29 protein-coding genes are annotated in these 25,334 nt (G+C 45.8%); 11 read left to right on the forward strand and 18 right to left on the reverse strand.

The window, feature by feature from the left end; genetic code table 11:
• Positions 1-34: 34 nt before the first annotated feature.
• The 4 genes from BMZ72_RS25595 to BMZ72_RS25610 form a co-directional block, all read right to left on the reverse strand.
• Complete coding sequence (locus BMZ72_RS25595; RefSeq protein ID WP_089812540.1) at positions 35-1,075, reverse strand: SMI1/KNR4 family protein; 1,041 nt, start codon at positions 1,073-1,075, stop codon at positions 35-37.
• Between the two features lie 132 nt (positions 1,076-1,207).
• A complete protein-coding gene (locus BMZ72_RS25600; protein WP_089812541.1) occupies positions 1,208-3,529 on the reverse strand; it encodes a TonB-dependent receptor domain-containing protein in 2,322 nt (773 codons plus the stop codon).
• Positions 3,530-3,627: 98 nt separating this feature from the next.
• Positions 3,628-4,017 (reverse strand): HYC_CC_PP family protein, encoded by a 390-nt coding sequence (locus BMZ72_RS25605; RefSeq protein ID WP_089812542.1) that lies wholly within the window; start codon positions 4,015-4,017, stop codon positions 3,628-3,630.
• A gap of 225 nt (positions 4,018-4,242) precedes the next feature.
• Positions 4,243-4,617: a winged helix-turn-helix transcriptional regulator gene (locus BMZ72_RS25610; RefSeq protein ID WP_089812543.1), complete on the reverse strand. Its 375-nt coding sequence runs from the start codon at positions 4,615-4,617 to the stop codon at positions 4,243-4,245.
• Between the two features lie 73 nt (positions 4,618-4,690).
• On the opposite strand from BMZ72_RS25610, the gene BMZ72_RS25615 reads away from it, so the two are divergent.
• From BMZ72_RS25615 to BMZ72_RS25625, 3 genes are all read left to right on the forward strand, one after another.
• Entirely contained in the window at positions 4,691-5,656 is a 966-nt protein-coding gene (locus BMZ72_RS25615; RefSeq protein ID WP_089812544.1) for an aldo/keto reductase, read from the forward strand.
• A 101-nt stretch (positions 5,657-5,757) separates the two neighbouring features.
• The gene (locus tag BMZ72_RS25620; RefSeq protein WP_089812545.1) at positions 5,758-6,297 is read left to right on the forward strand and encodes a VOC family protein; all 540 of its coding nucleotides are present in this window, start codon (positions 5,758-5,760) and stop codon (positions 6,295-6,297) included.
• Positions 6,298-6,369: 72 nt separating this feature from the next.
• The gene (locus tag BMZ72_RS25625) at positions 6,370-7,953 is read left to right on the forward strand and encodes a Na+/H+ antiporter (RefSeq protein ID WP_089812546.1); all 1,584 of its coding nucleotides are present in this window, start codon (positions 6,370-6,372) and stop codon (positions 7,951-7,953) included.
• A gap of 47 nt (positions 7,954-8,000) precedes the next feature.
• On the opposite strand, the gene BMZ72_RS25630 is transcribed toward BMZ72_RS25625, so the two are convergent.
• Positions 8,001-9,131: an FAD-dependent oxidoreductase gene (locus tag BMZ72_RS25630; protein WP_089812547.1), complete on the reverse strand. Its 1,131-nt coding sequence runs from the start codon at positions 9,129-9,131 to the stop codon at positions 8,001-8,003.
• A gap of 86 nt (positions 9,132-9,217) precedes the next feature.
• On the opposite strand from BMZ72_RS25630, the gene BMZ72_RS25635 reads away from it, so the two are divergent.
• Positions 9,218-10,162: a helix-turn-helix transcriptional regulator gene (locus tag BMZ72_RS25635; protein WP_089812548.1), complete on the forward strand. Its 945-nt coding sequence runs from the start codon at positions 9,218-9,220 to the stop codon at positions 10,160-10,162.
• 93 nt (positions 10,163-10,255) lie between these two features.
• On the opposite strand, the gene BMZ72_RS25640 is transcribed toward BMZ72_RS25635, so the two are convergent.
• The 7 genes from BMZ72_RS25640 to BMZ72_RS25670 all read right to left on the reverse strand — a co-directional run bounded on the left by BMZ72_RS25640 (position 10,256) and on the right by BMZ72_RS25670 (position 16,331).
• Positions 10,256-10,693 (reverse strand): nuclear transport factor 2 family protein, encoded by a 438-nt coding sequence (locus tag BMZ72_RS25640; RefSeq protein ID WP_089812549.1) that lies wholly within the window; start codon positions 10,691-10,693, stop codon positions 10,256-10,258.
• Positions 10,694-10,698: 5 nt separating this feature from the next.
• Positions 10,699-11,640 carry an NADP-dependent oxidoreductase gene (locus tag BMZ72_RS25645; protein WP_089812550.1) on the reverse strand — a complete coding sequence of 314 codons (942 nt, stop codon included), beginning with the start codon at positions 11,638-11,640 and terminating at the stop codon, positions 10,699-10,701.
• A gap of 91 nt (positions 11,641-11,731) precedes the next feature.
• A complete protein-coding gene (locus BMZ72_RS25650; RefSeq protein WP_089812551.1) occupies positions 11,732-12,208 on the reverse strand; it encodes a nuclear transport factor 2 family protein in 477 nt (158 codons plus the stop codon).
• A 59-nt stretch (positions 12,209-12,267) separates the two neighbouring features.
• Entirely contained in the window at positions 12,268-13,299 is a 1,032-nt protein-coding gene (locus BMZ72_RS25655; RefSeq protein WP_089812552.1) for an NADP-dependent oxidoreductase, read from the reverse strand.
• A 147-nt stretch (positions 13,300-13,446) separates the two neighbouring features.
• Positions 13,447-14,352, reverse strand: coding sequence for a helix-turn-helix domain-containing protein (locus BMZ72_RS25660; protein ID WP_089812553.1), 906 nt, complete (start codon positions 14,350-14,352; stop codon positions 13,447-13,449).
• Positions 14,353-14,493: 141 nt separating this feature from the next.
• Positions 14,494-15,300, reverse strand: a complete 807-nt coding sequence (locus BMZ72_RS25665; RefSeq protein WP_089812554.1) for an AraC family transcriptional regulator — start codon at positions 15,298-15,300, stop codon at positions 14,494-14,496.
• Positions 15,297-16,331, reverse strand: a complete 1,035-nt coding sequence (locus BMZ72_RS25670; RefSeq protein ID WP_089812555.1) for an NAD-dependent epimerase/dehydratase family protein — start codon at positions 16,329-16,331, stop codon at positions 15,297-15,299. The genes BMZ72_RS25665 and BMZ72_RS25670 overlap by 4 nt, the downstream gene beginning before the upstream one ends.
• Positions 16,332-16,559: 228 nt before the next feature.
• On the opposite strand from BMZ72_RS25670, the gene map reads away from it, so the two are divergent.
• The gene (map, locus tag BMZ72_RS25675; protein WP_089812556.1) at positions 16,560-17,324 is read left to right on the forward strand and encodes a type I methionyl aminopeptidase; all 765 of its coding nucleotides are present in this window, start codon (positions 16,560-16,562) and stop codon (positions 17,322-17,324) included.
• A gap of 63 nt (positions 17,325-17,387) precedes the next feature.
• Here map and BMZ72_RS25680 read toward each other — a convergent pair whose 3' ends face one another.
• Positions 17,388-18,185: an SDR family NAD(P)-dependent oxidoreductase gene (locus tag BMZ72_RS25680; RefSeq protein WP_089812557.1), complete on the reverse strand. Its 798-nt coding sequence runs from the start codon at positions 18,183-18,185 to the stop codon at positions 17,388-17,390.
• Positions 18,186-18,221: 36 nt separating this feature from the next.
• Positions 18,222-19,031, reverse strand: coding sequence for a helix-turn-helix domain-containing protein (locus BMZ72_RS25685; RefSeq protein ID WP_089812558.1), 810 nt, complete (start codon positions 19,029-19,031; stop codon positions 18,222-18,224).
• A 205-nt stretch (positions 19,032-19,236) separates the two neighbouring features.
• On the opposite strand from BMZ72_RS25685, the gene BMZ72_RS25690 reads away from it, so the two are divergent.
• On the forward strand, positions 19,237-19,608 hold the full coding sequence (locus BMZ72_RS25690) for a nuclear transport factor 2 family protein (RefSeq protein ID WP_089812559.1): 372 nt from the start codon (positions 19,237-19,239) through the stop codon (positions 19,606-19,608).
• A 12-nt stretch (positions 19,609-19,620) separates the two neighbouring features.
• Here the strand turns inward: BMZ72_RS25690 and BMZ72_RS25695 are convergent, their stop codons facing one another.
• Positions 19,621-20,223, reverse strand: coding sequence for a Crp/Fnr family transcriptional regulator (locus tag BMZ72_RS25695; protein WP_089812560.1), 603 nt, complete (start codon positions 20,221-20,223; stop codon positions 19,621-19,623).
• A 163-nt stretch (positions 20,224-20,386) separates the two neighbouring features.
• On the opposite strand from BMZ72_RS25695, the gene BMZ72_RS25700 reads away from it, so the two are divergent.
• The 4 genes from BMZ72_RS25700 (at position 20,387) to BMZ72_RS25710 (ending at position 22,827) form a co-directional block, all read left to right on the forward strand.
• Positions 20,387-21,370 (forward strand): quinone oxidoreductase family protein, encoded by a 984-nt coding sequence (locus BMZ72_RS25700; protein WP_089812561.1) that lies wholly within the window; start codon positions 20,387-20,389, stop codon positions 21,368-21,370.
• 32 nt (positions 21,371-21,402) lie between these two features.
• The gene (locus tag BMZ72_RS25705) at positions 21,403-21,963 is read left to right on the forward strand and encodes an SDR family NAD(P)-dependent oxidoreductase (protein WP_218155286.1); all 561 of its coding nucleotides are present in this window, start codon (positions 21,403-21,405) and stop codon (positions 21,961-21,963) included.
• A gap of 11 nt (positions 21,964-21,974) precedes the next feature.
• Entirely contained in the window at positions 21,975-22,142 is a 168-nt protein-coding gene (locus BMZ72_RS36850) for an SDR family oxidoreductase (RefSeq protein ID WP_218155297.1), read from the forward strand.
• A 127-nt stretch (positions 22,143-22,269) separates the two neighbouring features.
• Positions 22,270-22,827 (forward strand): HAD family hydrolase, encoded by a 558-nt coding sequence (locus tag BMZ72_RS25710; protein ID WP_089813805.1) that lies wholly within the window; start codon positions 22,270-22,272, stop codon positions 22,825-22,827.
• Here BMZ72_RS25710 and BMZ72_RS25715 read toward each other — a convergent pair.
• Complete coding sequence (locus BMZ72_RS25715) at positions 22,805-23,764, reverse strand: helix-turn-helix transcriptional regulator (protein WP_089812562.1); 960 nt, start codon at positions 23,762-23,764, stop codon at positions 22,805-22,807. The genes BMZ72_RS25710 and BMZ72_RS25715 overlap by 23 nt on opposite strands.
• Positions 23,765-23,787: 23 nt before the next feature.
• Here BMZ72_RS25715 and BMZ72_RS36690 point away from each other — a divergent pair, with 23 nt between their 5' ends.
• Positions 23,788-23,937 (forward strand): hypothetical protein, encoded by a 150-nt coding sequence (locus BMZ72_RS36690; protein WP_177222936.1) that lies wholly within the window; start codon positions 23,788-23,790, stop codon positions 23,935-23,937.
• 130 nt (positions 23,938-24,067) lie between these two features.
• Here the strand turns inward: BMZ72_RS36690 and BMZ72_RS25720 are convergent, their stop codons facing one another.
• Both BMZ72_RS25720 and purE read right to left on the reverse strand, forming a co-directional pair.
• Positions 24,068-24,673, reverse strand: a complete 606-nt coding sequence (locus BMZ72_RS25720) for a hypothetical protein (protein WP_143087788.1) — start codon at positions 24,671-24,673, stop codon at positions 24,068-24,070.
• 166 nt (positions 24,674-24,839) lie between these two features.
• Positions 24,840-25,331, reverse strand: coding sequence for a 5-(carboxyamino)imidazole ribonucleotide mutase (purE, locus tag BMZ72_RS25725; protein WP_089812564.1), 492 nt, complete (start codon positions 25,329-25,331; stop codon positions 24,840-24,842).
• Positions 25,332-25,334: the final 3 nt, after the last annotated feature.

Consider the following 25,334-nt stretch of genomic DNA (forward strand, 5'->3'; position numbering starts at 1 on the left):
GTCTGTATGAGTGATTATTTGTGGGCGCCCTCTCCTATGCGTTTTGCTCCAGTTCGCGGAGAAATTCCAGGAAGGATGCTGCGTATAATTCAAATTCCCAGGTTCCCATGCCGTGCATACTCGTATAGATCACTCCTTGTTCTGTGGTCAGATCGATGCAGAAGGGGTCTCCTCCGGCGTCTGCGATAACCAGGTAGTTTTCGGGCCAATCCAGTATTTTTTCCTGTTTCACGCTGTTATAGGCATAACCGTCCTGTCTTTTGATCAGGTCTGCTGCGCCATAGAGGTCCAGACCGGCAGGGAAAACGTCTCCATTATCGATCATTACCCTTAATGGCGAGAAGTGCTGCAGAAAGGTACGATAGGTTACCGGCAGTTGCCATTTACTATCAATAGCCTGGATATCGCTATCAGCGGCTACGATCAGCCAATCGGATGGATTTGAAGGATCCTGGTGGCTGGCCCGGCGTTGTTGCAGTTTCTTTTCCAGTTTGGCTGCTATCGTGTCTAAGGTGGTAAGGGGTTGTTTTAAAGCAGGATGTGTGGCTGGAGGCGCGTATCCTGCGCCGGTCTGATAACCGTTCTTTTGCCAGGTTAATATTTCTTCCAGGCGCAGGTCGGTTATTTTCCAGTAACCGGGATCGGCGGGTAGTTGCCGGTCGAAAGGCTGCTGACTATGCAGGGCGAGGCTTTTTATAGCCTTTGCGCGGTTATCTACAGGTAACTGCTCATTCGTAGCTAAGGCGATCAGCTGATCATAGGATTGTTTGCCCTTAGTTTTGAGCAGGCCATCGATAGCCCAGTAAGTAAGCTTTGGTACAGTGACAGCCCATTCGAAGAAAGCTGCATATTGCCTGTCATTCTGTGGGACCAGACGAATGATATCTGTCATGAGGAAATTACGCCAATGGAGGAGCTTTCCTTCGCGGGTGTAGGTGGTGAGTACATCCAATACCTGTGTCGTATCTGTAGCACCATATTGCTTAATCAGTTTGTCTTTGAGTTTTGCGAATTTATTACCGTCTGATTCGTTGAGCAATTGGGTAGACAGGTCTTGCAGGGTTGCTTTTGCCATGAGTGTTGATTCTTTTTAACAAAGGATGCGATGTAACGAATATAAATATTCTTTCTGAAACAAGTGCTGGTGCCGGTTTAATAAAAAACCAGCACAGGTATACCTATGCTGTTTTTTTATGTAGAAAGATGGTTATTTAATTTTTAGTCTCCAACCGGCATAGAGCATTCTGCCTGTGATCGGCGCCCATATCATTGACGCATCGAAGGAGCGGCCGAATGGTTCGTTAGCGGCGATGATAGCATCGGGCTGGATGTAATTGCCGATATTCTCTACACCGATATAGAAATCCATCGGACGCTTTTTACCGACAGACTTCGTTACCTGTGCATTCATGAGGATGTATGCCGGTGAGTATGCATTCCGGCGATCCGGCTCCGGATTGGCATCTGTAGATGGGAGACGTTTGCTACCATTGTAGTTAAACGTGTAGTCAAACTTCCAGCCACTGAATGCATAGTCAAAATTGGCAAAAGCTCTTTGTCTGGAGATGAGCGGACGTTGCAGGAGCTTGCCGTCATAGGTTGTTTTTACATCGAAATAACGGTATGCCAGTGAGACGTTGAATTTCTCCAATGGTTCCAGCTTCAGACTTACCTGCAGACTATTCGAATAGGATTTATCTTTTGAGTTATAGAATTTAATGACCCGTGGGTCTTCCAGATCAACGACTACCTGGTTTGTAAAATCGTTTCGGTAGAAATCTATACCTGCTGAGGCATTCCTGCCAAACAGGTTAAACTGCTGGTCGACGCTGATGCCTTTGTTCCAGGCAACTTCAGGGTTAAATCCGTAGGCCTTCCCCTGTTCTGTTGATAAGAGCTCCAGACTTCTGGAGCTGACAAACACGCTGGTATTCTCTGCAAAGATATTGGCGGTTCGTTGTCCCCTACCCGCTGCCAGGCGAATGCTTGTGCCCTGAACAGGCTCATAGCGGATATTTAACCTGGGGGTAACAAATGCACCAAACAGGTTATTGTGATCGGCCCGTATACCAGCGACTACGCTCAGCTTTTCAGAAGGCATGTAAGTGTATTCAAAAAAGGCGCCTGGTACAATTTCATTTCTTTTGAAGGAAGCGGCGTTAAACTGTTCATTGTAGTTATCATACAGGAAACTGACACCGGTCCTGAAAGTATGCATGGTATTGTTGATGATAGACTGGTAGATCAGATTTCCGTAGAGATTCCGTTGTTTGGCATTATAGGTGGTCAATCCGAAATAGGAATCCTGCTGGTGACTGATGGCCGACAGTTGCAGACCGATACTTTTATATTTCTGTTCAGGGAAGATATAGCCGATTTTACCGAAGGCTTCGTATCGCTGTGTCCTGATACCAATACCGTAGTAATTGGTGGTATATTTATCGGATGATGGATTGTAGGCGGTTTGTCCACCGGTGCGATCATCATTTAACCCTTTGACACCGAATTGCGCGAGCAAACCTTTTCCATTATCGTATTTCCACCTATTGATAATGCTTACGAGGTTACCGGTTGGTAAATCCCGGAAGCCGTCTTTGTTGTTATCCAACTGTTTGTTCGTCAGGAAATCATCATGAATAAGTAATGCGGTTGACCACTTATCATTTATTTTCTTTGACAGGTTCAGGTTAAGGTCTGTTTTGCCGAAGTCGTTGACATATACGTTTGCCAGCAGCTGTTCGCTATTCTCCGGCTTTTTCAGTTCGACGTTTATTTGTCCGGCGATACTTTCATAACCGTTTGCCACCGATCCCATTCCTTTTACCAGCTGAATAGACTCTATCCATGGACCTGCTATTGCATTCAATCCCAATGGCGTGGCAATACCTCTGGGGCCAGGGAGATTTTCTACTGTCAGCTGCGTATAATTTCCGCTTAAGCCCAGCAGCTGTATCTGCTTTGAGCCTGTTACTGCGTCGTTATAGGAAACATCGACAGAAGGATTCGTATCAAAGCTTTCACTCAGATTACAGCAGGCTGCTTTCAGGAGTTCTTTGCTGGTAATCGTTTCTGTACGAACCGGATTCAGTGTGGAGATGTAGGTGGTAGTCTGTTTTGACGCCACACTAAATTCTTTTAACTGGACCTTTGAAGCTGTTTCGATTTTTGATGCATGCGCTGTCTCATCCGGTTCTCGGTAGTGGCAGCAGGCGGGCAGTTTATTATATACATTATCCGCGGCATGCGTTATTTCTACGTCATGACCAGCTGCAACGATCCGCTTTTTTACTTTCTCCAGGGAGGTTTTCAGGCTATCGTAGACAACTTTGATCACTTTTGTGTCGACATCCCATTGGGCGGACAACACACCTTTGCTCATGGCGGCATCTTCGATACGGGCTTTACATTGTTCGCAGACACCTGCAACGCTGAATTGAGCGGTGGTATTTTTGGTGTCAGTAGTTTGTGCATCGGTGGTAATACCGGACAATAATATTACAACCAGTATAATACATTTATACAGTTTCATGAAGGGATGTTATGAGATACGGAGATATCCGTGTCGGATGTGAAAATTGATACGTGAGGACTGGCAGGTATAGTATTACCTGTATGGGGAGTAGATTATCAGATAAGATAGGTGCAATGCAGGATGTACAGCGATATATTGCCTAAGGGCGGCGGCGCGTGAGAGGTATTGGCAAAGCCCTTTTCCTCCGGTAACTGGCAATTGATCTCAATACCAGGTATTATTGTTGGGATAGCAATAAAGTGGGCTGCTTCAAGATGCGGATGTTCACTTGCAAGGTGTGTTTCCTTTAGCTTGAGGGTGTGGTACGTTGTTTCACAACAGCCTTTTTTGCTTTTATCCTTGGAACAGGAATGTTTTTCTTCATGCAGCAGATTGAGGTGCACTGATTGCAGTTTACCACAGCAATAGAACTTATTGATGCCTATTCCGGAAGCGGAGATGGCATAAATAAGTGTGAGAAATAATATTGCTATTCTTTTTTGCATTGTGGTACAAAAGTAGGGGATTTTTGGGTGTGGAGGTTATATAATTATGGGAGGAGTTTATATAATTTTGGGGGGAGAATAACATTTATTGTTCAGACATCTATTCAAAATGTGCCGGACTATCTGAAAGCGATCGTAATACACAGATGCGGTATGATCATAAAGAGGTATCTGGAACGTTAATCCTTCGTCTTTGAACGAAAGATTAACGTTCCAGATACCTTTTCATAAGACAGGAGATTGAAACAATGGTTCCAGTATATTACGATGTACCTCCCCCCATCTGGCAGTAACTTCAATAACAGGTATCAATGACTCACCCAGTGGTGTAAGTGCATATTCCACTTTAGCCGGCCGCTGGTCAAAGATCGTTTTGGTAATAATCCCCTGGTCTGTAAGTTGCTTTAATTGCGTATCCAATAAACGACGGGATGCTTTTGGTATCCTTCGTTGTAATTCACCCGGTCTTTTAATGCCCGAATAGATACACCAGATCAGGTTGAGCTTCCATTTTCCGTTCATGACTTCCATGAAAAGGTGAAGGCCGCATTCAAGTTCAACAGGTAATTTCTTCTGATACATACTACAAAGATCGGTCATCTTATTGTCTTTTTACATACGGCTGAATTTAGCCGTACTTGACTTTCAGTTGTGTGCGGAGGAACTTTGATGTATGAAAAATGAATTATTTGGCACACAGACAGGTATAATGGCCAGCAGGCTTGTATTGGGAGCAGCTAATCTGGGCAGTCGCAGGGGGTATGGTGCGGCTGAAGATGATATACCGAAAATCCTGGCAGCCTATGCAGATGCAGGCGGTAATTTTATTGATGTAGCTGATCAATACCAACTGGGAGAAGCAGAGGAAAATGTCGGGAGATTTATTGGTGGTCAACGGCACAATTTTATCATCTGTACAAAATACACACGTAGCAGTGAGGCGACGCCTTCGCTTGTTAATCTGGGGAATCACCGTAAGGCGATGCGTCAGGCAGTTGATGCCAGTCTGAAACGGCTGAACACCGACTACATTGACATCTATATGCCCCATTATGATGATGGCCTGACACCTATAGGGGAAATTGCACGGGGATTAGAAGACCTGGTAAAAGCAGGTAAGGTCCTGTATGCCGGTCTCGCTAATTTTCCGGCATGGAAAGCGGCAGCTATTGCCAGCAGCGTTCCGGTAGCGGCATTACAGATAGAGTATAATTTAGTGCAACGGACGGCGGAGCGTGAATTGATACCAATGGCGGAATACTTTGGTATGGGTACGATGTTTTATTCTCCGCTGGCAGGTGGATTGCTGACCGGCAAATACAGAAAAGGTTCCGGCGGACGACTTACGCTTGCTACTCCGGATGCGTATCAGGAAGATATAAGGGTTACGCCTGTTATTGATGTGCTGGAACAGATTGCCGCAGCGGTGAATGCCACGCCCGGTCAGGTAGCATTGGCCTGGACATTGACGAAAAAGGGATTTCCGGTGATCGGAGCCAGAACATTAACACACTTGCAGGATAATCTGATCGCGCTGGAGATAGCGCTGAGTGCTGAGCAGGTGGATCGCTTAGACAAGATTACTGAAATTAGTATGGGCTATCCGCATGATCTGCTGAAGACAGTGCAGGTGAAGTAGCAGGGGCTAATGAGGGGATTATAAAATAAACGAACCGCTGCTGACATAGGGTTGTCACCAGGTGCTGATAGCTTTGTTATATCATCAGAAAACAAAGCATTATGAGCGATCACAAATCACAGCAGATCAGCATTGTACCTAAGGGGTATACGGCCGTAACACCCTGGATCATCTCTCCATCTTCGGCAGACTTAATACAGTTTCTAAGCGCGGCATTCGGGGCGGAAGAAGTTCCTAACAGCAGGATCACGAATGAAGACGGTATCATCATACATGTGGTCGTAAAGATCGGAGATGCACTGGTGTTGTTGTTTGATGCAAGGAAAGACTGGCCTTCTACTCCGGCGTACCTGAATCTGTATGTTGCAGATGTGGAAACGGCTTACCAGCGGGCATTGCAACTGGGCGCCAGATCTGTTACTGATATTACGACACTCTGGTTCGGAGAAAAGGTTTGCAGGATCATAGATCCATTTGGTAATTTATGGTGGATCAATGAGCGCGTAGAAGAAATTGATTTTACTATACCGGAAGAAGTAGGTCAGCGTGCGTCCACACCGGAGGCTGTTGCAGGCATTACATACATTCAGCGATCACTGGACGAAGCGATGAAAATTCAAAAGGAATTCTTTCAACGCTGACGTACCGGCGGGATAGGCGAAGCCCGGAAATATTAAGTATATTGCCCGGGCAACGCCTTAAAACTGAATTGCATGCATACTGTCCTGCCTTTTTTACTTGCGATGATCGCCGCTGTTGTGTTGTTGGAAATGTGGGCGACCAAACTAAGAATCGCTTATCCTATATTACTGGTCATTGCAGGACTCCTTATCAGTTTCATACCTGGATTACCGGTACTGAGAATTGATCCGGACCTGATCTTCTTCATTTTTCTACCACCATTATTGTTTGAAGCATCCTGGGGTGTTTCCTTTAAAGAAATGAAAAAGTGGTGGCGTATCATTGGCAGTTTTGCATTCCTCGTTGTATTCTTCACCGCATTGTCTGTTGCTATTGTCGCCAATTATTGTCTTCCGGGATTCACCATTGCACTTGGGTTTCTGCTGGGCGGCATTGTTTCTCCACCGGATGCCATCAGTACAGCCGCTATTACGAAATTTGTAAAGATCCCTAAAGCGACTTCTGCTATTCTGGAAGGAGAAAGTCTGTTGAATGATGCATCCTCACTGATCATTTTTCGCTTTGCGATGATAACGGTCGGCACAGGGCAGTTTATCTGGCACCAGGCAGCCGCCAGCTTTTTATGGATGGTGATTGGTGGAGCGGCCGTTGGTTTGCTGTTAGCACGATTTTTTATAGAAGCGCACAAGCGTCTGCCGACAGATGCTTCTTCTGATATTGCGTTACTGCTTATCGAACCCTATCTGATGTATTGGCTGGCGGAGCAATTGCATTGTTCCGGCGTACTGGCGGTTGTTTGTGGCGGTGTGTATATGTCCACCCAAAGACTTGTTTTTCTGAACAGCGCCAGCAGGATTTCCGGTTACAGTGTATGGGAAAGTCTGGTGTTCATTCTGAATGGTATTGTATTCCTTATCATAGGTCTGGACCTCCCTGAAATTGTAGAAGGATTAAGGGCGCATGGTACGCCATTACGTACAGCTATTGGGTATGGCGTACTGGTTACTGGTGTGCTGATCGCTGCCAGGATTATCAGTTCATATGCTGCTATGCTGGCTACGATCATTTTCCGGCCGAGTGTCAGACCAAGGACCCGCGGCAGATTCGGCGCCTTTATCATGCCGCTGTTTCTCGGCTGGACAGGTATGCGGGGCGTTGTATCGCTGGCCGCAGCGCTGTCTATTCCTGTTATGCTGGATAATGGTCAGCAGTTTCCACAGCGCAATCTCATTCTCTTTATCACTTTTGTGACCATTTTACTGACACTTGTCATCCAGGGACTGACCCTACCCTATTTAATTAAACGTTCGGGCCTCTTCGATGATCTTGAAAAAGAAGAAGCGGATGATCAAACCCGGCTGCAAATGAAGCAGGGTTTGAAACAGCACGTGTATCAGTTCTTAAAGAACAAGTATGACAATGAGATGAATGGTCATGCCGGTATGGAAAAGCTGTTACACATCTGGGAAGAGCGGGCAAAGGCGAATAGTGATAGTCTGATGAATGCGCAGACAAAAGTAATTTTCATAGAACTACTGGAAAGTCAGCGGAAATACCTGCAGGAGCTCAATAAAGACCCTCAGATCAATGAAGAGATCATCCGCGAACAACTATATCAGATCGATCTTGAAGAGGAACGGCTGAAGATCATTTAAGTCAGCAGACATAACAGATCACTATCTCCGGAAACAGCTCACCTGCTTTAGCGGGCGAAACGCTTTGCAAAAGAAAAATCGGGCTGGTGCATCGCTATTTCATTTTCATCTGATTCACGCTGGGCTTTGGTAGCGTATACGAACATTTGTTGCTCGTAATTACTGATGGCAGCTTCCACTGTGTCAAATGTCCCGTTGGTCAGGTTATCGGATAAGATCAATGCGTCCATTAATCCGGTGTTTGCCCCCTGTCCGGCAAAAGGCTGCATGAGGTGAGCGGCATCTCCGATCAATGTTAATGGCAGCGGGCGATTGCTTGTCCAGGGATGGTTCAGGGATACCTTTCTGATGGGAATTCCGTTGAAGAAAGCGCTTGCCCGGAATAGCTGTTTATAGCTATCATGCCAATGCGAGCAGGTATTTAAAAGGAAGCTGCTGATAATTTCTTTGTTCCGGAAGTTTAGTCCATTTTCATGCAACCATTGCTCCGGCTTTCTAAATGTGATATTATAGGTTAATGCACCGTTATTCCTGGGGTTTGCGACAAATGTGATCCCCTCTCCTGCTTTCATCAGGATGTTGTTGTTACACAACTGATAGAATTCCCGGCATGCCGTTTCTGGCTGGTATACTTCTCCCTGTATGATAAAAGTGCCTGTGTAAGTGGCTTCTGCGGTTGTCAGGTATCTTCTGGCGGCGGACATGCCTCCGTTGGCTCCGATCACCAGATCTGCTACAGCGCTCTCTTTATGCTCAAAATGAATGTGCCATTGGCCGTTGAGGGCTTCCAGTCCGGTGAACTTCCTGTCCCATACAACGGTGTTATCTGTCAGGCTTTCCAATAGCATCTTACGCAGATCGTTTCTATTGATTTCAGGTGCGTTATATTGGGGCGCTGTTGATAATAATACATGGGATTGTTCGTCCACCAGCGTTCTGCCCATGGGTATGGCCAGATTAAAATATTGCTCCAGTAATCCGGCCTTTTTCAGGGCTGGCTGACCGGAGGTTTCATGAAGATCGAGCGTACCACCCCAGATCCTTGCGGCAGGATCTTCATCCCTTTCATAGACGGTTACATAGACGCCCTCCTGTTGTAGTAGTCTTGCCATTGTCAGCCCAACGGGGCCTGCTCCGATGATGGCGACTTTCTTGTCTTTTAGTATCATGCTTTGCATTTGTTTGGTTTACAATGCAAAATTGTTGACTATCTTAGAGACAAAATAACTACTTAAGACCTAAAAATAGTCGTAAAAGACCACCAATGGGATATAATCAACAGCAAACGGAACCGGTTATTCTCAGAAAACTGGCTCATTTATTAGGGACGGCGGTGAAAAACAACCGGCTGGACATTCCTGCGGAGTATGGTAGTGGTTATTGCAGTGGTTTCGTATTTAACGCGCATATGCGGATGTTTGTCTTTCATTATGAGCTCCATGAAGATGTAGTGGTGGAAAATGAGGAGAAGGATGCCAGTCCGATGTTGCTTTTTAAGTTTCAGCATATCATTCATGACAGCGGGGTATCGCAAAAGGTCTCCCCTTCTGTGCTGATTACGACCAGTAGTCTGCATACGGACACAGCGGTCCCTGTTCATAGTAATACGGCGACTATCAATATAGAAATAGCTCCTGATCATCTGAGCGGACTTTTCGATAGTTCGGCGCAATCACCTGTTTTACAAAGTTTGTTAGAGAATACGCAGCCGTTGTTATTTGAGCAGATGGTACTACCGTCTTTACAAAAGATCGTGGACGAGATGTTGTCTACAGCTGTAGCGGATACATTCAAACTGTTTTTTCTGCGGATAAAGGCAGAGGAGCTGATCTGCAGACTGCTAATGGAGCTGGAGAAACGGGATGAGCAGCAGTTGTATGCATTAAACGGTCGAGATGTGGCCACGATATATAAAGTGAAGGAACAATTACTGGCACACCTGGATACGCCACCTGTTATTAATGAGCTGGCGGTCAATGCGGGGATGAGTCCGACGAAACTGAAGCGCTTATTTAAACAGATTTTCGGCAATAGCATTTTCTCTTACTATCAGGCATTCAGGATGCGGGAGGCGGCTGTTTTGTTGAAGGACGAGCAACTGTCTGTTTCGGATGTGGGGTATAGATTAGGGTTTACTAATCTGAGTCATTTTTCAAGGGTTTTTCAGGAGCATATGGGTATGAAGCCGAAGCAGTATAGCAGGTCGTGACGGAGTGGTGTTGAATGATGTACAGCAGATGAAGCGTGCGACGCAACGGCTGCTGACCATTGCGTCGCTGCTGACCTCCAAAAGTATTATTCGTTAATAGTCCACGAGACGAACTCTTGTCAGTTTAAGACCGGCAATCTTCCACCTGCCTGCATCATTTACAAACTCCACATGGTAGTGTCCATAACCATGAAAGACTTTGACACTCCTGCCTGCATCATTGTTTGCGTAAAAGCGATCTTCCATTGCCCATATCACAGTTACGTGCTGATCGCTTGTAAATGAAAATTCCGGGTTGTGCAAATGGTGTGCGGTCACCAATGTTGCTATTCCTTCTTTACAGGCATTGATCAGATCGGATGCTCCGTGAAACAGGTAAAGCACCTTCCCCTCAACATCCTGAAATTCAAGCGGGGCATGATCAGCAATAACATCCCTTAGTGATTCCCATTGTTTGGTATCTACATATCTGCAATATGCAGACATAATATTCTGTATCGCGACTGTATCAAGACTATTTCTATTGTCCATCTGTATTAAATATTAATAATGATTTTGCCTTGTGTATGTCCCTTTTCAATGTCAAGATGTGCTGCTGCGATGTCTTCTAATGTGTAGACTTTTGACACATAAGGTTTGAGTATTCCTTTCTCCAGCAGTCCGGCCACTTCTTTCATATCATCTCCACTGGGGACGATTGCATTATAAAAAGCGTGTATACCTTTTTCTGTTGCACGTTGTTGTTCTTCAGCCGTGATATGCGACCACAGACTGATCAGTGTACCGCCTTTTTTTATTACTTCCAGACTACGCAAAAGATGGCCTTCTGTACGTACTGCATGGATGACCAGATCGATATCATGCAGCTCCCTGTAAAAGGCCTGGTGCTGATAGTCGATGAATTCATCTGCACCCAGGCTCATGACAAAATCTTTCTTTGCCGTGGAGGCAAGGGCGATGACATACGCGCCGTAATATTTTGCCAGTTGTACTGCAAAGTGTCCTACTCCTCCACCTGCGGCAGTGACCAATACACGATCTCCCTTTTTTATGCCGACTTTACGCATCGGTTGTAAGACTGTTAAGACGGCCAATGTAGCGGCAGCGGCTTCCTGATGAGAGATGTTCCGTGGTTTTAGTGCGATATCAGCTGCGGGTGCGGCTACATATTCAGCATAGGTTCTTCCTATACCGGGATGATGCAGTACGCCAAATACTTCATCACCTATTTTATATTGCTGCACCTCACTACCAACTGCCACGATTTCTCCTGACACATCCCAGCCTAAGATCAACGGGCGTTGATCACCGAAGATCCAGGCGACGCTTTTATTCTCTCTTACAAGTGCATCAGCGGGATTAATGCTGATCGCCTTTGTTTTTATTAATACTTCGTCCTGTTTTATTTCAGGTATAGGAACCTGCGCTATTTCAAAATTCTCTACGCCACCATGCTCCTTTAATATTACTGCTTTCATATCATGCAAATTTTGTCATAGCCAACATTGTAGTATTGCTGCGGCTATATCAATCGAATAATTTGAATGCAAAGATAGCAGTGTGATCAGGTTACTTTATCTGTGGTATCATCGGTGATACCAGTGTTGTGAGGGTGATTTCACATTTTTCCTGCCAGTTGAAATGGCCTGTTCGCTGAGCGATTAACCAGTGATTATTTTCCCGAATGAAGTGATCGTGGTAAACAACACCGATAGTGGTTTTTATTCTTTTATCATTTTCCATGCCGATCAATGTAACCAAACAATAAGAGATACCGGTAGCAGTATCTTCGTGAATAGTCAGTTGCTGTTGACCATTGAAATGATAGATGGTCTCGTAATCTTTCAACAGATTGCCAAATGCTTCTTCCATTGCTTTACGGCCTTTCAGTTTTAAAATAGAGGTATCTCCGACAAAGGTTTCTGAGATCCCATTTTCGGAGAACAGCTGTACCTGTGCATGTACTTCCTTCTTATCGGCCAGGATGGAGACCTTATCAACGAGTTCTTTGAGGGCTATTTTATCGGCTAATTCCTGTGTATGCATGTTGCTATTTCTGTTGGATAGTTGTTAAAAGCAGCAGCACGTATATGTGCTGCTGCCGTCTATTTGTCAACTGTGAGTACGATCTTACCCTGAATATGACCATGTGCTGCACGTTCATGTGCTTTTTGCGCATCGGCCAGCGGGAATGTACTGTCGATCGCAACACGAATGGTTCCATCTGCAAGCAGTTGTCCGATTGTTGCCAATTGCGGACCGTTTGAGCGTACCTGGGTCATGGAGACGGTGATGCCTCTCTTCGCTGCCTCTTCCCCATCAGAAAAGCCCAGGAACACCGGAAACAGCGCGCCGCCACGTTTGAGTGTACGCAGGAAGCGACCCGTAGTAGGACCACCTAACGTATCGATAACAAGATCAAGATCCCGGGCGACGTCTTCCGGCGCCTGTTTGGTATAGTCGATGAATTCGTCTGCGCCAAGTGCACGAAGGAATGCTTCATGTTTCCCTGAGGCTACCGCAATCACATGCGCGCCTTTCCATCTGGCCAGTTGTACAGCAAAGTGGCCTACTCCACCTGCTGCGCCATTTACAAGGATTCTTTTACCATTAAGCGGCACAGGATGATGTCTTTCTGCCTGGAGCGGGTTTTGTACATCATGGCCCAGTTCTATCAGGAACTGCCATGCCGTGAGGGCTGCCATTGGCGCCGCGGCTGCCTGAATGTGATCTATACCAGCCGGTTTGTGGGCAAAATCCTGTGCGGGAGCAGCGACATACTCCGCATAAGCGGCGCTATCTCCGAAGCTGGGGAAGCGGACCATGCTGAATACTTCATCCCCTATGGAGAAGTCTGTTACATCTGGCGCAACTGCTTCAACGATGCCGGATAGATCAGTACCCGGGATAACGGGCATGGGTATAGATGGGCGCCATTCGGGCGGGAGTGATTTATAGCCTTCACGCAGGTACCAGTCCGGCGGATTAATACCGACTGCATGCACACGGACCAGCAATTCTCCCGTCTTCAATACAGGGAGTGGAGCGTCTTCATAGCGTAATGCTGCTGGTCCGCCGAATTCGTGGATCCTGACAGCCTTCATTGTGCCGGTGTTATTGCTTACATTATTTTCCATTTGTTTTGTTTTATCGTGTTTATAAATATGATTTTAGTGCAGCAGGCACACAGCTCCGCAGCAGGCTACTATACGAAGTAACCTTCCATTGCTTTTTGCTGGTTTCTCAGCTTTAAGATGAAGTGATGAGGTAGCGGATATTCCTTATTAGTTAAAGGACTTTCTGAAGACGTTTGGCGCCACGTTGGTGTGGCGTTTAAACAGCTTATTAAAAGACTGCGGATGTTCGAAGCCCAGTTGATAAGCTATTTCGGCGATGGTCAGCCGGGTGGTGCTTAAGATCATTTTTGCTCTTTCAATGAGCCGGTCATGGATGTGTTGTTGTGCGCTTTGTCCGGTTAATGACCGGAGCATATCTGTCAGGTATCTTGGCGAGACCTCCAGATGGCCTGCTACTTCCGGCACGGAGGGTATACCACCTGACTGGTCCGCAAAACGGGACTCCAGGTAGGTATTCATCCGGGTGATCAGATCGTGGTGAATGGCTTTACGTGTCAGGAACTGCCGGTTATAGAAGCGGTTGCTGTAATTGAGGAGTAGTTCGATATGGGACACCAGTACGTCCTGGCTAAAGGCATCTGTATTGTTGTCCAGTTCGTCGGCGATGTTGGTAAACAGGCCATCGATCACCTTCTTTTCTTTGTCTGACAGGAAGAGGGCTTCCTTTACTGCGTAGGTGAAGAAGCCGTATTGCTGGATCGTCTTCCCTAAGGGGTAATTCCGGATCAGGTCAGCATGAAACAATAATATATAACCATCGAGACAGCTTTCATCTCCTGACATGGTGACCACCTGATTGGGCGCTAAAAAAGCCATGCCGCCCTCTTCGAAGTCGTAGTAGTCTTGTCCATATCTTATCTGCCCGCTGAAGTCCCGTTTGAAAGAAATCTTATAAAAGTCGATCATGAAGCTGTGACCAACGAGATCACGCCCGACTTGCGCTGCATCATAGTTCACCAGGGCGATCAGCGGATGCAGCGGCTTAGGCAGATCCAGATCCCGTAAGAATTCGGAGATGCTCCTGTATATGATAGGTGAAGGTGTTGCTTTCATGATTCAGACTAAGTTAAGATTAATCATCTGTACCTGGATGGAGGATGATCTATCCCCTATCCACTATACAAAGGTCTGCAAAGACGGGGATTAAAAGTTAGCCTGGATTGTAAAAAGTGTAGTCTGCATCACGCAGCCATACTAATACGACGCATTGTGCTTCATTCTGGCGGTCACTTCGGTCGGTCTCAGGCCGAATAGCTTTTTGAATGCGTAGGAGAAGTGAGACAGATCTTCAAAGCCCAGTTCGACGTAGATCTCTGACGCCTTTTTATTGTTTTGTTCAATGAGGATATATGCTTCCTGCAGGCGTCTTTTAACGAGCCATTGGTTAGGTGTATCGTTGAAGATGGCTTTGAAATCCCGTTTGAAAGCGGACAAGCTACGACCGGTTAAGTAAGCAAAGCGGTCTATATTGACGTTAAATTTGTAATTGCGGTGCATAAACTCCTCCAGGTTTATTTTTCCTGGTTGGGCATAGTCGAAGAAGAGTCCGGTCAGTTCGGGCTGTTGCTGTAGCAGGATCATCAGGAGTTCTTCATACTTCATGTCTTCAAATGCCGCGTCGATTTTACCTGCATTATTGGTATAAGGTTTTAATGATGCAATGAATGCCGGTATCATATCGTTGGGCGTGATCCTGACATAGGCTTCCGTGTGGCTGTAGGGTTTTATTGTAAGTTTATATTTTTCCTGGAAGCTTCTGATAAATGCTTCTTCAAAACAAAAGATGATCCGTTCAAACGGGCTTCCTTTTTCGCTGTAGTATCTTGCGAGGTAGTTTTTACGCATGAGGCCATATTCACCTTCCTTTAGTGTATAACTTTTGTTGCCGTCATAGCAGAATATGGTTCCTTTTGTCACATAGAGGAATACATGATCAGGTATGAACTGTTCCATTAAGCGTTCCGGCTTGCCCATGCAGGGCTGTTCATCGTTTATACTCATACTACTGTTCCGAATTTGATCATTGTTTCTGCAGCTGCCAGGATGGCTTCTTCTTTATTGGCTATGGGCGTCCAATCGAGCATTCCCCTTGCTTTTGCGTTGCTGACGTTACGGTTCACCTTTAACAGGAATTGTGCGTGTCTGGCCTGCGGATTGAATAAAGCGCCGATACGGATCAGCCAGTCAGGCAGGCGCTTTAAAGATACTTTCTTTGTGGCGGCCGGCATCCTGTTCTTTAGCAATTTAGCGATTTCCGGTAAAGATATTTCACCATCGGCGGAAGCGATGAAACGTTGTCCGGCAGCTTGCGGAGCGATCATTGCGCGGATATGGAGGTCCGCTACGTCCCTGATATCAACGACATTGAGCGGGATATTCGGTACTGCTTTCATGGAGCCGTCCAGCAACATTTTCAGGAGTCCGAAGCTCGGCGCATTACCAGGGCCGAGTAAGGGGCCGAAGATAGCAACGGGATTGATGACGGTTAGTTCCAACTGATGACCTTCACTTTTTATGAAATCCCAGGCCGCGCGTTCGGACAGTGCTTTTGATTTCTCGTATACGGACAGGCCTTTTTCGTTGGGGTCGGTCCAGTATGTTTCTGTTGTGGTGGTATGCTTGTCTTTATTACTAAATCCCAGTGCGCCGAAGCTGGAGGTTAGTACCACACGTTTTACCCCGGCATCCCGTGCAGCTTTCATGACACGCAGGACGCCATTGACAGCAGGACCGATGATCTCTGCTTCACTGGAGGATGCCAGGTGTGTTGGTGAAGCGATGTGTAGTACATAATGGCAATCTTTCACAGCGGCGTCCCAGTTGGCATCTGTAGTCAGATCGGCTTCGATGAAAGACAGTTTATCAAAGGAGGAGATACCGTTGGTTTTTAAGTTGTTGATTATTTCATTTTGTTTGCTGATGGTGCGCAATGTTGTTCTTACGTGATATCCTTGCTGTAACAGCTGAAGGATGCAGTTGATAGCGAGGGTACCTGTTCCACCGGTGACTAAAACGAGTGTCTGATCTTGCATTTCTTTCCTTTTTTATAATGCAAAGTTGCAGATATAAGGACGTGGTTATTAGCGTGAGCGGTTCAAAGTTACTGGTTTGAGCGGTTCAGGGTGTATGCTGGTACATGGTGGGGGTGGGTCGCGATGACGGGGATGGCTTAAATAGCCATAAAAACGCTTATCTTTAGGATATATGGCAACTGCCAACTGATCTTAAAGTATTTATACCAATAAAGCAGAGAATAACATATGTCAATAACAAAAGAATCTGAACTGATAGGCATGCAGAAAGCGAGTGAGGCTGTTGCATATACCTTAAAAGAAATGAGGACCTATGCGCAACCAGGGATGAGTACCAAAGAGCTTGATCAATATGGTGCGAAGATACTCTCCAGTATGGGTGCGAAGTCTGCACCATACTTAACATATGGCTTTCCGGGATATACCTGTATTAGTGTTGATAATGAATTTTGTCATGGTATTCCTTCAGAAAAACGCATTTTAAAAGAAGGTGATCTGATAAATATTGATGTGTCAGCGGAGCTGGATGGTTTCTGGGCAGATAATGGCGGTTCCTTTGTGCTGGGCAATGACATTCACAAACATCAGCAACTGGTGGATGCTTCCAGGGAGATATTGAGAAAGACCCTTGATAACATCAGAGGGGGTGTGAAGATAGCGGACATCGGGAATCTGATGGAAACAGAGGCGAAGAAGAGAGGTTTTAAAGTTATTAAAAATCTTGGTGGGCATGGCATCGGAAGAGGATTGCATGAAGAACCGGGTGAATTACTGAATTATAAGAACCGCTTTGATGTAAGACGCTTCAGAAAGAACTCGGTTGTAGCGATAGAGACGTTTATTTCAACCAGTTCGACCTATGCAACAGAAACGGGTGACGGATGGACGATGGTGGGCAATAAAGGCGGTTATATGGCGCAGCATGAGCATACCATTGTAGTCACTGACGGCAAGCCTATTATCTTAACGGAGATGAATGAGATATTTAACTAACTGAATAGTTGAGTAGTAAAAAGGAGATCAATTCGTTGATCTCCTTTTTTGTTATATACCAGTTTAGATACTGCGAACAGTGCCGGCATCAACACGCAGTAGTGCGCCACTGACATAGTCGGCATAAGGACTGGAAAGGTAGGCTACTGCGGCGGCCACTTCTTCCTGCCGGCCAAACCTGCGGGCATCATTGGGCACCAGTTCTTTTACTGCATTCCGTTCCATTTCTGCGATATCGGTCCCCCACCCTTTCTGGGGTGCCGCATTGCGCAACCACTGTTCAACACCCGGGTTCATGATCGCACCAGGCGCCACTACATTGGAGGTAATGCCGGTACCTGCGAGTTGTCTGGCGAGGGAGACGCTCATATTATGACGTGCGGCAAGGCTGGCGTTATAATGTGGCAGATCGCTGATGGGTTGTATTCCCAGTCCGCCGCCAATATTGATCACCCTGCCCCAGCCCTGACCTTTCATAGTGGGAACGATCCGCTGGATCATGCGTACATAAGAGATGACGTTCACGTTATAGACATCCATCCAGTCCTGACAGGAGGTATTTGACCAGGAGGTATGCGCATAATATCCGGCGTTGTTAACCAGGATATCTACCGGACCGCCAGCCAATGCCAGACTGGCGACCTTATCAGCGCCTTCATCCGTTGAGAGGTCGCCCAGAGCGGCTTCCGCGGTACCACCTGCTGCAATAATCCGTTGTACAACGGCGTTTGTTCTTTCTTCATTGCGTCCATGTACTATTACGTGTACGCCTTCATCTGCCAGCATAATGGCAATAGCTTCCCCGAGGCCGGCGCTGGAACCTGTTACCAGTGCGCGCCTGCCCGCTAATTTGTAATCCATGATATGTGATTTATTTAAACTTGCATGTTATGTTGTTCACCGTTGGGAGGGTGCTTTTCCAAAGACCTTTTTATATGCGGAGGAAAAGTGAGACAGGTCTTCGAAGCCTAGATCCAGGTAAATGGCGGATGCTGTTTTACCCTTGTTCGCGATCAGGAAATTGGCTTCTTCCAGCCGCTTTCTTGTCAGCCACCTGCCGGCAGTAGTATTGAAGATCCGTTTGAAATCTCTTTTGAAGGTGGATAGACTTCTTCCGGTGAGGAAAGCCATCCTGTCTAAGCCTACATTGTAACGGTAGTGTGCATTCATAAAAGCCACCAGGTCTATTTTGCCGGGTACGTCGAAGTCAAATAATGCTTGTCCGACAGACGGATTTGTCTGCAGTAACAACAAGACCAGTTCTTTCGCTTTTAATGCAACAAGTGCCTCCCCATAAACACCAGCTGTATTTAAATAGGGTGTCAGGCTGTTTATATAGTTTTCCAGCCAAGCATCCTGTTTTAATAGTGTGACGTCTTTTCCCTGGTAAGGGGTTTTATAAGACACATTATATACATCGGCCATTTCCTTCAGTGTTCCCTGGTCAATATGTACGGCAATAGATTGAAAGCCCTGCTGACCGGGACGTTTTACATATTTAGTGAGCTGGTTCCTTCTGATGAAGCGATAGTCGCCTGCTTTGAAAACATACATTTCATTGCCGGACCAGATCTCCTGTGTGCCGGATAGGATGTAGCTGAAGATGTGATCAGTGACGAAAGCCTCTCCTTCTTTAAAATCACTGCCGTAATTATTAAAGAATATAACCGGCTTTTCCAGCCCTTTCATCTCGTTTGTGTTCACCATTGCTGTATGTTTACGATACAAAGGTCGGTGATCCAATGATCCGGTCCTTGGTTTATCGGGTCAATCTGGTTTGTTTAAAAGGTCATCTCAGGAGCAATTCAAACGGGGCGGTTACTGCATGACATTTGTCAAGTTCTTTTTTTGACATACATCAACATCAACAGTTGTGTACTTGCTTAGTTTTGGGACATCAAAATCAACACACATGGCAAATACTACAAAACAACTGGAAGACAGTTTACTGGTGATCTGGAATGACAGAGATGCGCAAAGAAGACTGGAAGTGATGAAGGAGATCTATGCCCCTGACGTTGTCTTTTATGAAACAAATGAAGGTCCGGCGATAAAAGGTTATCAGGCGATCAACGATCTGATCACTGCCTTACAGGGAAACTGGCCTCCGGCGTTTCGGTTTGCGTTAAGGGAGCCTTTGAAGGTCAATCATCAGGTGCAGTATATTTCCTGGACTTTGGGCATACCAGGAGAAGTGCCTGTTGCTTCGGGTATGGATATCGCTATTATAGAAAATGAGCTGATCCAATCATTGCATCTGTTCCTGGATACACCACAGGGATGACATCCGGGATATTTATTTATGCAGGGTATTTTTCCTGATCCGGCTCAGGGTTTCGGGAGAGATACCCAGGTAGGAGGCTATCATATTTTGAGGAAAGCGGGCAAGCAATTCCGGGTAGGTTTTGGCGAACAGTGTATACCGTTCTTCAGCGCCCTGGCTTATTGCTGAATGGATACGCTTTTGTGTAGCGATAGCCCCCTGGCGGTCAATTTCTTTGATCATAGCGTGGACAGCAGGTACACTTTTCTGCAGTTCCTGCATCTGTTCATAACTTACCAGCAGTACATCTGCATCTTCAGACATTTCAATATTATACAGCGAGGGCGTACGCAGGTTATAGCTTTCATAATCACCCAGCCACCAGGATTCAATAGCAAAACGTATGATATTTTCCTGACCGTTTTCATTCACTGAATACATCCTTCCTGACCCTTTGACCAGGAAAGCCATATACTTACATACATCGCCTTCCTGTAATAGATACTGACGTTTTCTTACATGCTTTATTTTAAATGCCTGCTCTATCAGCAGTTTTTCGGCGTCACTCAATTGTAGTGATGATTTGGCTTGTATGTAAGCAAACAGCGGTTCGTATAAAGTTTCTGGTGAGTTCATATCGGATGGATGCAACTGTCGGCTGTTGCAGCAGCTATATTTCTCATAAAGTTATCGGATCACAATTGCATTGACAAATGTCAAGCTGAATTTACTGCGTTTGTCAATTCACAGGCCCTGCGATTGTCCCAATTTTGGGTTATCAAAATTAAAACATCATCACATGGAAACAATAGCACAAAGCAGTCTGGTACGCATTCATAAACAGGGACCACCGTCCGTCCTGGAGTATACCAGTGAAAATCCGGGTCAACCCGGTAAAAAGGAAGTATTGATCAGGCAGGAAGCGATTGCCCTGAACTTTGTAGATGTACTTTTTCGGAATGGCAGTTTCCCCGTGCACCATTTACCCGCTACAATTGGCGTTGAAGCGGCGGGTGTGGTAGAAGCTGTTGGTAATGAAGTACGCAATTTCACAGTGGGCGACAGGGTTGCTTATTATTTCTCGCTGGGCGCATATGCGGAGCGACGGGTGATCAATGAAGATGCGCTGATCAAAATTCCTGACAATGTATCATTTGACGAAGCAGCTTCCCTGCTGGCCAAAGGGCTTACTGCGCGGATGCTGATAAAACAGGCCTACCCTGTTCAGTCAGGCGATGTCGTACTTGTTCATGCAGCGGCTGGCGGCGTAGGCTCGCTTGTCAGCAGATGGGCAAAGGCATTGGGTGCTACTGTCATTGCTACGGTGGGGAGTGCATCGAAAAAGGCGATCGCCGCCAGCCATGGCGTAGACCTGGTGATTGCGCTTGATAGTGAAGACCTGGGTAAAGCTGTTAATGCCTTTACTAATAATCAGGGCGTACAGGCCGTCTTTGATGGCGTGGGTAAGGCGACCTATGAGCAATCCTCAAAACTGGTAAAGGAAAACGGGGCCATTGTGCTTTATGGTACTTCTTCCGGCGCTCCTGCTATTGATGCAGATTTCCTGGCCGCCAGAAAGATCAGTTTAACGCGTCCTTCGCTTGGTCAATATCTGCCGGACAGGCAAAGTATTGATAACGCTACCCGTGAATTATTTGACGCCTTAAGACAGGGCATATTGGGTAATGTTACGCCAACAGTGTATCCCCTGGCGGAAGCAGCGAAGGCGCACGACGATCTCGAATCAGGCAGAACAACGGGTTCCATCATTTTCCATCCTTAATAATTACTACATCGTCTATAATCACAATTATCATGTCGAAATTATCAAATAAAACAGCACTGGTTACAGGTGGTAGCCGGGGTATTGGAGCGGGTATTGTCAGACAATTGGCACTAGAGGGCGCTAACGTTGTATTCACGTATGTGAGTTCACCGGAGAAAGCAGCGGCACTGGTAAAAGAAGTAACAGCTTATGGTGTGAAAGCAAGTGCGATCAAGGCAGATACCGGTAATATTGAAGAGATCAATGCGGCCATTACTGAAGTGGCAGCATCCGGTATTGATATTTTAGTGAACAACGCAGGTGTGTTTGTGACTGGCGTTGTTGATGACAGTGCTGCAAATCCGGAGGCGTTCAAACGTCAATGGGATGTGAATGTACTCGGTGTTGCACATACTGTCAGAAGTGTATTACCGTTTATGCGCGATGGCGGCAAGATCATTACGATTGGCTCTACCGGCGGCAGCCGCTCTCCATATCCGGGTATTGGCGATTACACGGCGACGAAGGCCGCATTGGCAGCTTATACCAGAAGCTGGGCGAGGATCTGGGAGGCAGGAATATTACCGTTAATATTATCCAGCCAGGGCTGATCAATACAGATATGAACCCTGCTGATGGTCCGTTCAGTGCCCAGATGCTAAAAGAAGTTGCCCTGGCACGGTATGGCGAACCGAAAGATATTGGTGCGGCGGTTGCTTTTCTGGCCAGTGAAGATGCAAAGTATATCACAGGCGCTACACTGAATGTCGATGGTGGACAAAGTGCGTAGTCAATAATGAGGTGTTGTGCGCCTTCAGGTATATCACCTGAAGGCGTTTTTTAATATCTTTTAAGTATACTTGTAGTTGTTAGCACTGAAATCCCTCTCCTGCTTTCTGTGAATAAATATGAATGCTATGCCTGATAAATCAGATAAACTGTTATTACTGGATCTTGACGAGACGCTGATACATGCGACTACTACTCCCCTGGCAATTGCGCCGGATCTTCAGTTTGATATGTTTCATATTTACAAACGTCCGGGACTGGAACAGTTTCTTATCAATGTATCCCGGCATTTTACAATCGGCGTATGGAGTTCTGCCAGCAATGAATATGTGGAGGAGATCGTGAAAATGATAACGCCGGATAATATAGAATGGTTTATGATCTGGGATAAGAGCAAGTGTACTATCAAACGGGATTATGAGCTGGACACCTACTATTTTGAAAAGCGGCTGGACAAAGTAAAAAATAAGGGGTTCAGGCTGGAGCAGGTCATCATCGTTGATGATTCTCCGGAGAAGTCAAGGAGTAATTATGGGAATGCAGTGTATATCAGGCCATTTGAAGGAGACCGGACTGACAATGAGCTTACGCATCTGTATGATTATCTGTTGACGTTGAAGGACGTTAATAACATACGGAGTATTGAAAAACGTGGGTGGCGGTCTACGTCTTTGAATATTTCTTAGGTTTGGTGCCCATGTATTGTTCAAACACCCGTGAAAAATGGCTGAGGTTAGTGAAGCCTAACTGGTAGCCGACCTCGGAGACTGTCAGCCGTTTTTCTTTTAGCAGTCTGGCGGCTTCCTGCATACGTCCCGACTGATAATATTCAAAGACACCTTTTCCGAAGGTCTGTTTGAAAAGCTTCCTTAGTTTAGGTTCGCTCATTCCTGCTTCTTTGGCGAGTGCTGCTATGTTCGGCGGTTCATCCAGACTAGACTGTAAGCGTGCTTTAATAACGTATATGGCTTTGATATCGTCGATGTGCATACCGGTGGCCGGTACTATTTCCCGTTGCATCAGCGTCGCAAATACATGACACAGCAATTCCTCGCATTTCAATTTGTAGTAATGGCTTTCCAGGGCTTCCGGGACGGGCTGTCCCAGCATTTCACTGGCGGTATGAATGATGGAGGTTGAGATGCCGGTTTCGAATACAAAATTATCTTTTCCTTCCAGCACACTTGTTACTACCGGGTGTTCTATTTTTCCAAAACGCTGATGCAGATATTGTTTGGCAACGGCGATTGTCACGCTGCCAAACATCGTGTTTGATGGCATGGTTAATACGGAAGTTACCGCATGTTTACAGATAAGGATATTGGCCTGTTCGGGCGATATTTGTTCGTCGGGCTGTAGTATCGAGGGAAAGATCCCGCTAAGCAGAAAAACGATATCCTCCTGCCCTTCTTCGAGTTCGTTCGTACGCTCGATATACACGTCTTCTTTCAGATAATAATTCCGGATCATCATGCGTAACTCCTTTCCCCAGGAAAATCCGGTGATGTATCCTGTACCCATGTTTTCGGGAATATCGATGAATCTTCCGCGAAAAGCAGCTCCTATTGCATGCGCGAATTCCCTGGTGATCCCTGCCCCTTTATCCGTGACTGATATTTTCATTTACGACTATTTTAATATCAATTATGGCCATTTTAACTATAAAAGTAGCCATAAATTTGCTTTCAAATGGTCATAATTCAAAAGATATGTTATTAGAAAATAAAAAAGTAGCAATCATAGGAGGTGGTCCCGGCGGGTTAACGCTGATTTTGATGTTATTAAAACGCCCGTAGGTACTTATGAAAGTGTGATGATAGCCGGAGGGGTGGATAGTTGCGAGGACGCGATGGAGATGAAGGAAATGATGCATGCGCGGGATACGCAGGAGCGGTTTGTGGCGGCGTTTTGTCAGCGGTAATAAAATCATTTATTCACCAGTGTGTCTAACAGACTACCTGCCCTGTCCTGTTGCTTAATAAACCCTTCAATTGATTTTGTGGATGGCAGGTTATCTTTCTGGTATTTCTCGATTAACGGCAAGGTTCTTACAATTTTCAAAACAACATAAAGGTCCGCCATCACAGCTTTATTCCTTTCAATCGTGTTCAGTAATTCTTTATGTCCTGCTATCTGTGCTTTGTATTTTGTCTGGTTACTGACAATTAAAAGCTTCATTCTCTCCCTTAATAATGAGTCTTTGATTGCAGCAATATTCATATCTACCGCGCTAAAATACGATCGTACCTTTCTATCGAACTTATCAAACGACTCCGTCGAATCTGACTCGCTGCTGTTCAGTTCATCCATTCTTACGTCAAGTTCCTGCAGCCTGGTATCTTTGCTCACAAGTTCTTTGTAAAGGTCATCAACCATGTCACTATACCCTCTTCCTTTTGAAATAAACTCATAGGAGCTTTTGTCTTCTAATGCTTTAGGTGTCTCTGGCTGAGGCTTCATCTGTACACGCTTACTGTTACATGCAGCTAATACCAAAACGAACAATGCTGATATAAATAATTTTGTTGTCATATAGGGATGGTAATTATGGCTAATATAACCCTATTAGTTGGATTTTAATAGCCATTGAAACGAGGCCAGGAAATACGTTGAAGGGTACATGCTATAAAGAAAAAGCCCGCTGTCGACGATAGCGGGCTTTTTCTTTATTATCTGCATGAGACGTTGCCTGTTGAAACTATTGCTCTAAAGTTTCATTTTGTTTGGCCACCTTCTCATTGTTTTCTTTTTTCATTGCTGCCAGCTGTTCTCTGATAGCGCTGTTGCTGATTCCCAGCATCTGCACAGCCAGTAAACCTGCATTACGGGCGCCATTAACACCTACAGTTGCAACAGGTATGTCGCCAGGCATTTGTACGATAGACAGCAGCGAATCCCAACCATCAAGGGAGTTAGAAGATTTAATAGGAACGCCAATTACAGGCAAGGTAGTAATAGCTGCCACCATACCTGGAAGGTGTGCTGCGCCACCTGCACCCGCAATGATGATCTTTAAACCACGCTCTTCAGCGGTAGCTGCATAGTCAAACATTCTTTGTGGGCTACGGTGTGCTGACACAACGCTAAATTCATAGCCTATGTCGAATTTCTTTAACACCTCTATTGCCTGACGCATGGTAGGCGCATCAGAACTGCTGCCCATAATAATGCCTACTTCTACCTGTTTCATATT

The organism is Chitinophaga sp. YR627, assembly GCF_900114995.1.
Classification (GTDB): Bacteria; Bacteroidota; Bacteroidia; order Chitinophagales; family Chitinophagaceae; genus Chitinophaga.

What these genes read in the sequence shown, in the direction of transcription:
- BMZ72_RS36850 (WP_218155297.1), top strand. Translation starts at nt 21,975, where the DNA reads ATGAACCCTGCTGATGGTCCGTTCAGTGCCCAGATGCTAAAAGAAGTT.
- BMZ72_RS25715 (WP_089812562.1), bottom strand. Translation starts at nt 23,764, where the DNA reads ATGAAAATATCAGTCACGGATAAAGGGGCAGGGATCACCAGGGAATTC.
- map (WP_089812556.1), top strand. Translation starts at nt 16,560, where the DNA reads ATGTCAATAACAAAAGAATCTGAACTGATAGGCATGCAGAAAGCGAGT.
- BMZ72_RS25710 (WP_089813805.1), top strand. Translation starts at nt 22,270, where the DNA reads ATGCCTGATAAATCAGATAAACTGTTATTACTGGATCTTGACGAGACG.
- BMZ72_RS25720 (WP_143087788.1), bottom strand. Translation starts at nt 24,673, where the DNA reads ATGACAACAAAATTATTTATATCAGCATTGTTCGTTTTGGTATTAGCT.
- BMZ72_RS25605 (WP_089812542.1), bottom strand. Translation starts at nt 4,017, where the DNA reads ATGCAAAAAAGAATAGCAATATTATTTCTCACACTTATTTATGCCATC.
- purE (WP_089812564.1), bottom strand. Translation starts at nt 25,331, where the DNA reads ATGAAACAGGTAGAAGTAGGCATTATTATGGGCAGCAGTTCTGATGCG.
- BMZ72_RS25695 (WP_089812560.1), bottom strand. Translation starts at nt 20,223, where the DNA reads ATGAACTCACCAGAAACTTTATACGAACCGCTGTTTGCTTACATACAA.
- BMZ72_RS25705 (WP_218155286.1), top strand. Translation starts at nt 21,403, where the DNA reads ATGTCGAAATTATCAAATAAAACAGCACTGGTTACAGGTGGTAGCCGG.
- BMZ72_RS25615 (WP_089812544.1), top strand. Translation starts at nt 4,691, where the DNA reads ATGAAAAATGAATTATTTGGCACACAGACAGGTATAATGGCCAGCAGG.
- BMZ72_RS25665 (WP_089812554.1), bottom strand. Translation starts at nt 15,300, where the DNA reads ATGAGTATAAACGATGAACAGCCCTGCATGGGCAAGCCGGAACGCTTA.
- BMZ72_RS25630 (WP_089812547.1), bottom strand. Translation starts at nt 9,131, where the DNA reads ATGCAAAGCATGATACTAAAAGACAAGAAAGTCGCCATCATCGGAGCA.
- BMZ72_RS25650 (WP_089812551.1), bottom strand. Translation starts at nt 12,208, where the DNA reads ATGCATACACAGGAATTAGCCGATAAAATAGCCCTCAAAGAACTCGTT.
- BMZ72_RS25685 (WP_089812558.1), bottom strand. Translation starts at nt 19,031, where the DNA reads ATGGTGAACACAAACGAGATGAAAGGGCTGGAAAAGCCGGTTATATTC.
- BMZ72_RS25635 (WP_089812548.1), top strand. Translation starts at nt 9,218, where the DNA reads ATGGGATATAATCAACAGCAAACGGAACCGGTTATTCTCAGAAAACTG.
- BMZ72_RS25700 (WP_089812561.1), top strand. Translation starts at nt 20,387, where the DNA reads ATGGAAACAATAGCACAAAGCAGTCTGGTACGCATTCATAAACAGGGA.
- BMZ72_RS25640 (WP_089812549.1), bottom strand. Translation starts at nt 10,693, where the DNA reads ATGGACAATAGAAATAGTCTTGATACAGTCGCGATACAGAATATTATG.
- BMZ72_RS25690 (WP_089812559.1), top strand. Translation starts at nt 19,237, where the DNA reads ATGGCAAATACTACAAAACAACTGGAAGACAGTTTACTGGTGATCTGG.
- BMZ72_RS25610 (WP_089812543.1), bottom strand. Translation starts at nt 4,617, where the DNA reads ATGACCGATCTTTGTAGTATGTATCAGAAGAAATTACCTGTTGAACTT.
- BMZ72_RS25670 (WP_089812555.1), bottom strand. Translation starts at nt 16,331, where the DNA reads ATGCAAGATCAGACACTCGTTTTAGTCACCGGTGGAACAGGTACCCTC.
- BMZ72_RS25600 (WP_089812541.1), bottom strand. Translation starts at nt 3,529, where the DNA reads ATGAAACTGTATAAATGTATTATACTGGTTGTAATATTATTGTCCGGT.
- BMZ72_RS25645 (WP_089812550.1), bottom strand. Translation starts at nt 11,640, where the DNA reads ATGAAAGCAGTAATATTAAAGGAGCATGGTGGCGTAGAGAATTTTGAA.
- BMZ72_RS25620 (WP_089812545.1), top strand. Translation starts at nt 5,758, where the DNA reads ATGAGCGATCACAAATCACAGCAGATCAGCATTGTACCTAAGGGGTAT.
- BMZ72_RS25680 (WP_089812557.1), bottom strand. Translation starts at nt 18,185, where the DNA reads ATGGATTACAAATTAGCGGGCAGGCGCGCACTGGTAACAGGTTCCAGC.
- BMZ72_RS25625 (WP_089812546.1), top strand. Translation starts at nt 6,370, where the DNA reads ATGCATACTGTCCTGCCTTTTTTACTTGCGATGATCGCCGCTGTTGTG.
- BMZ72_RS36690 (WP_177222936.1), top strand. Translation starts at nt 23,788, where the DNA reads ATGGCCATTTTAACTATAAAAGTAGCCATAAATTTGCTTTCAAATGGT.
- BMZ72_RS25595 (WP_089812540.1), bottom strand. Translation starts at nt 1,075, where the DNA reads ATGGCAAAAGCAACCCTGCAAGACCTGTCTACCCAATTGCTCAACGAA.
- BMZ72_RS25660 (WP_089812553.1), bottom strand. Translation starts at nt 14,352, where the DNA reads ATGAAAGCAACACCTTCACCTATCATATACAGGAGCATCTCCGAATTC.
- BMZ72_RS25655 (WP_089812552.1), bottom strand. Translation starts at nt 13,299, where the DNA reads ATGGAAAATAATGTAAGCAATAACACCGGCACAATGAAGGCTGTCAGG.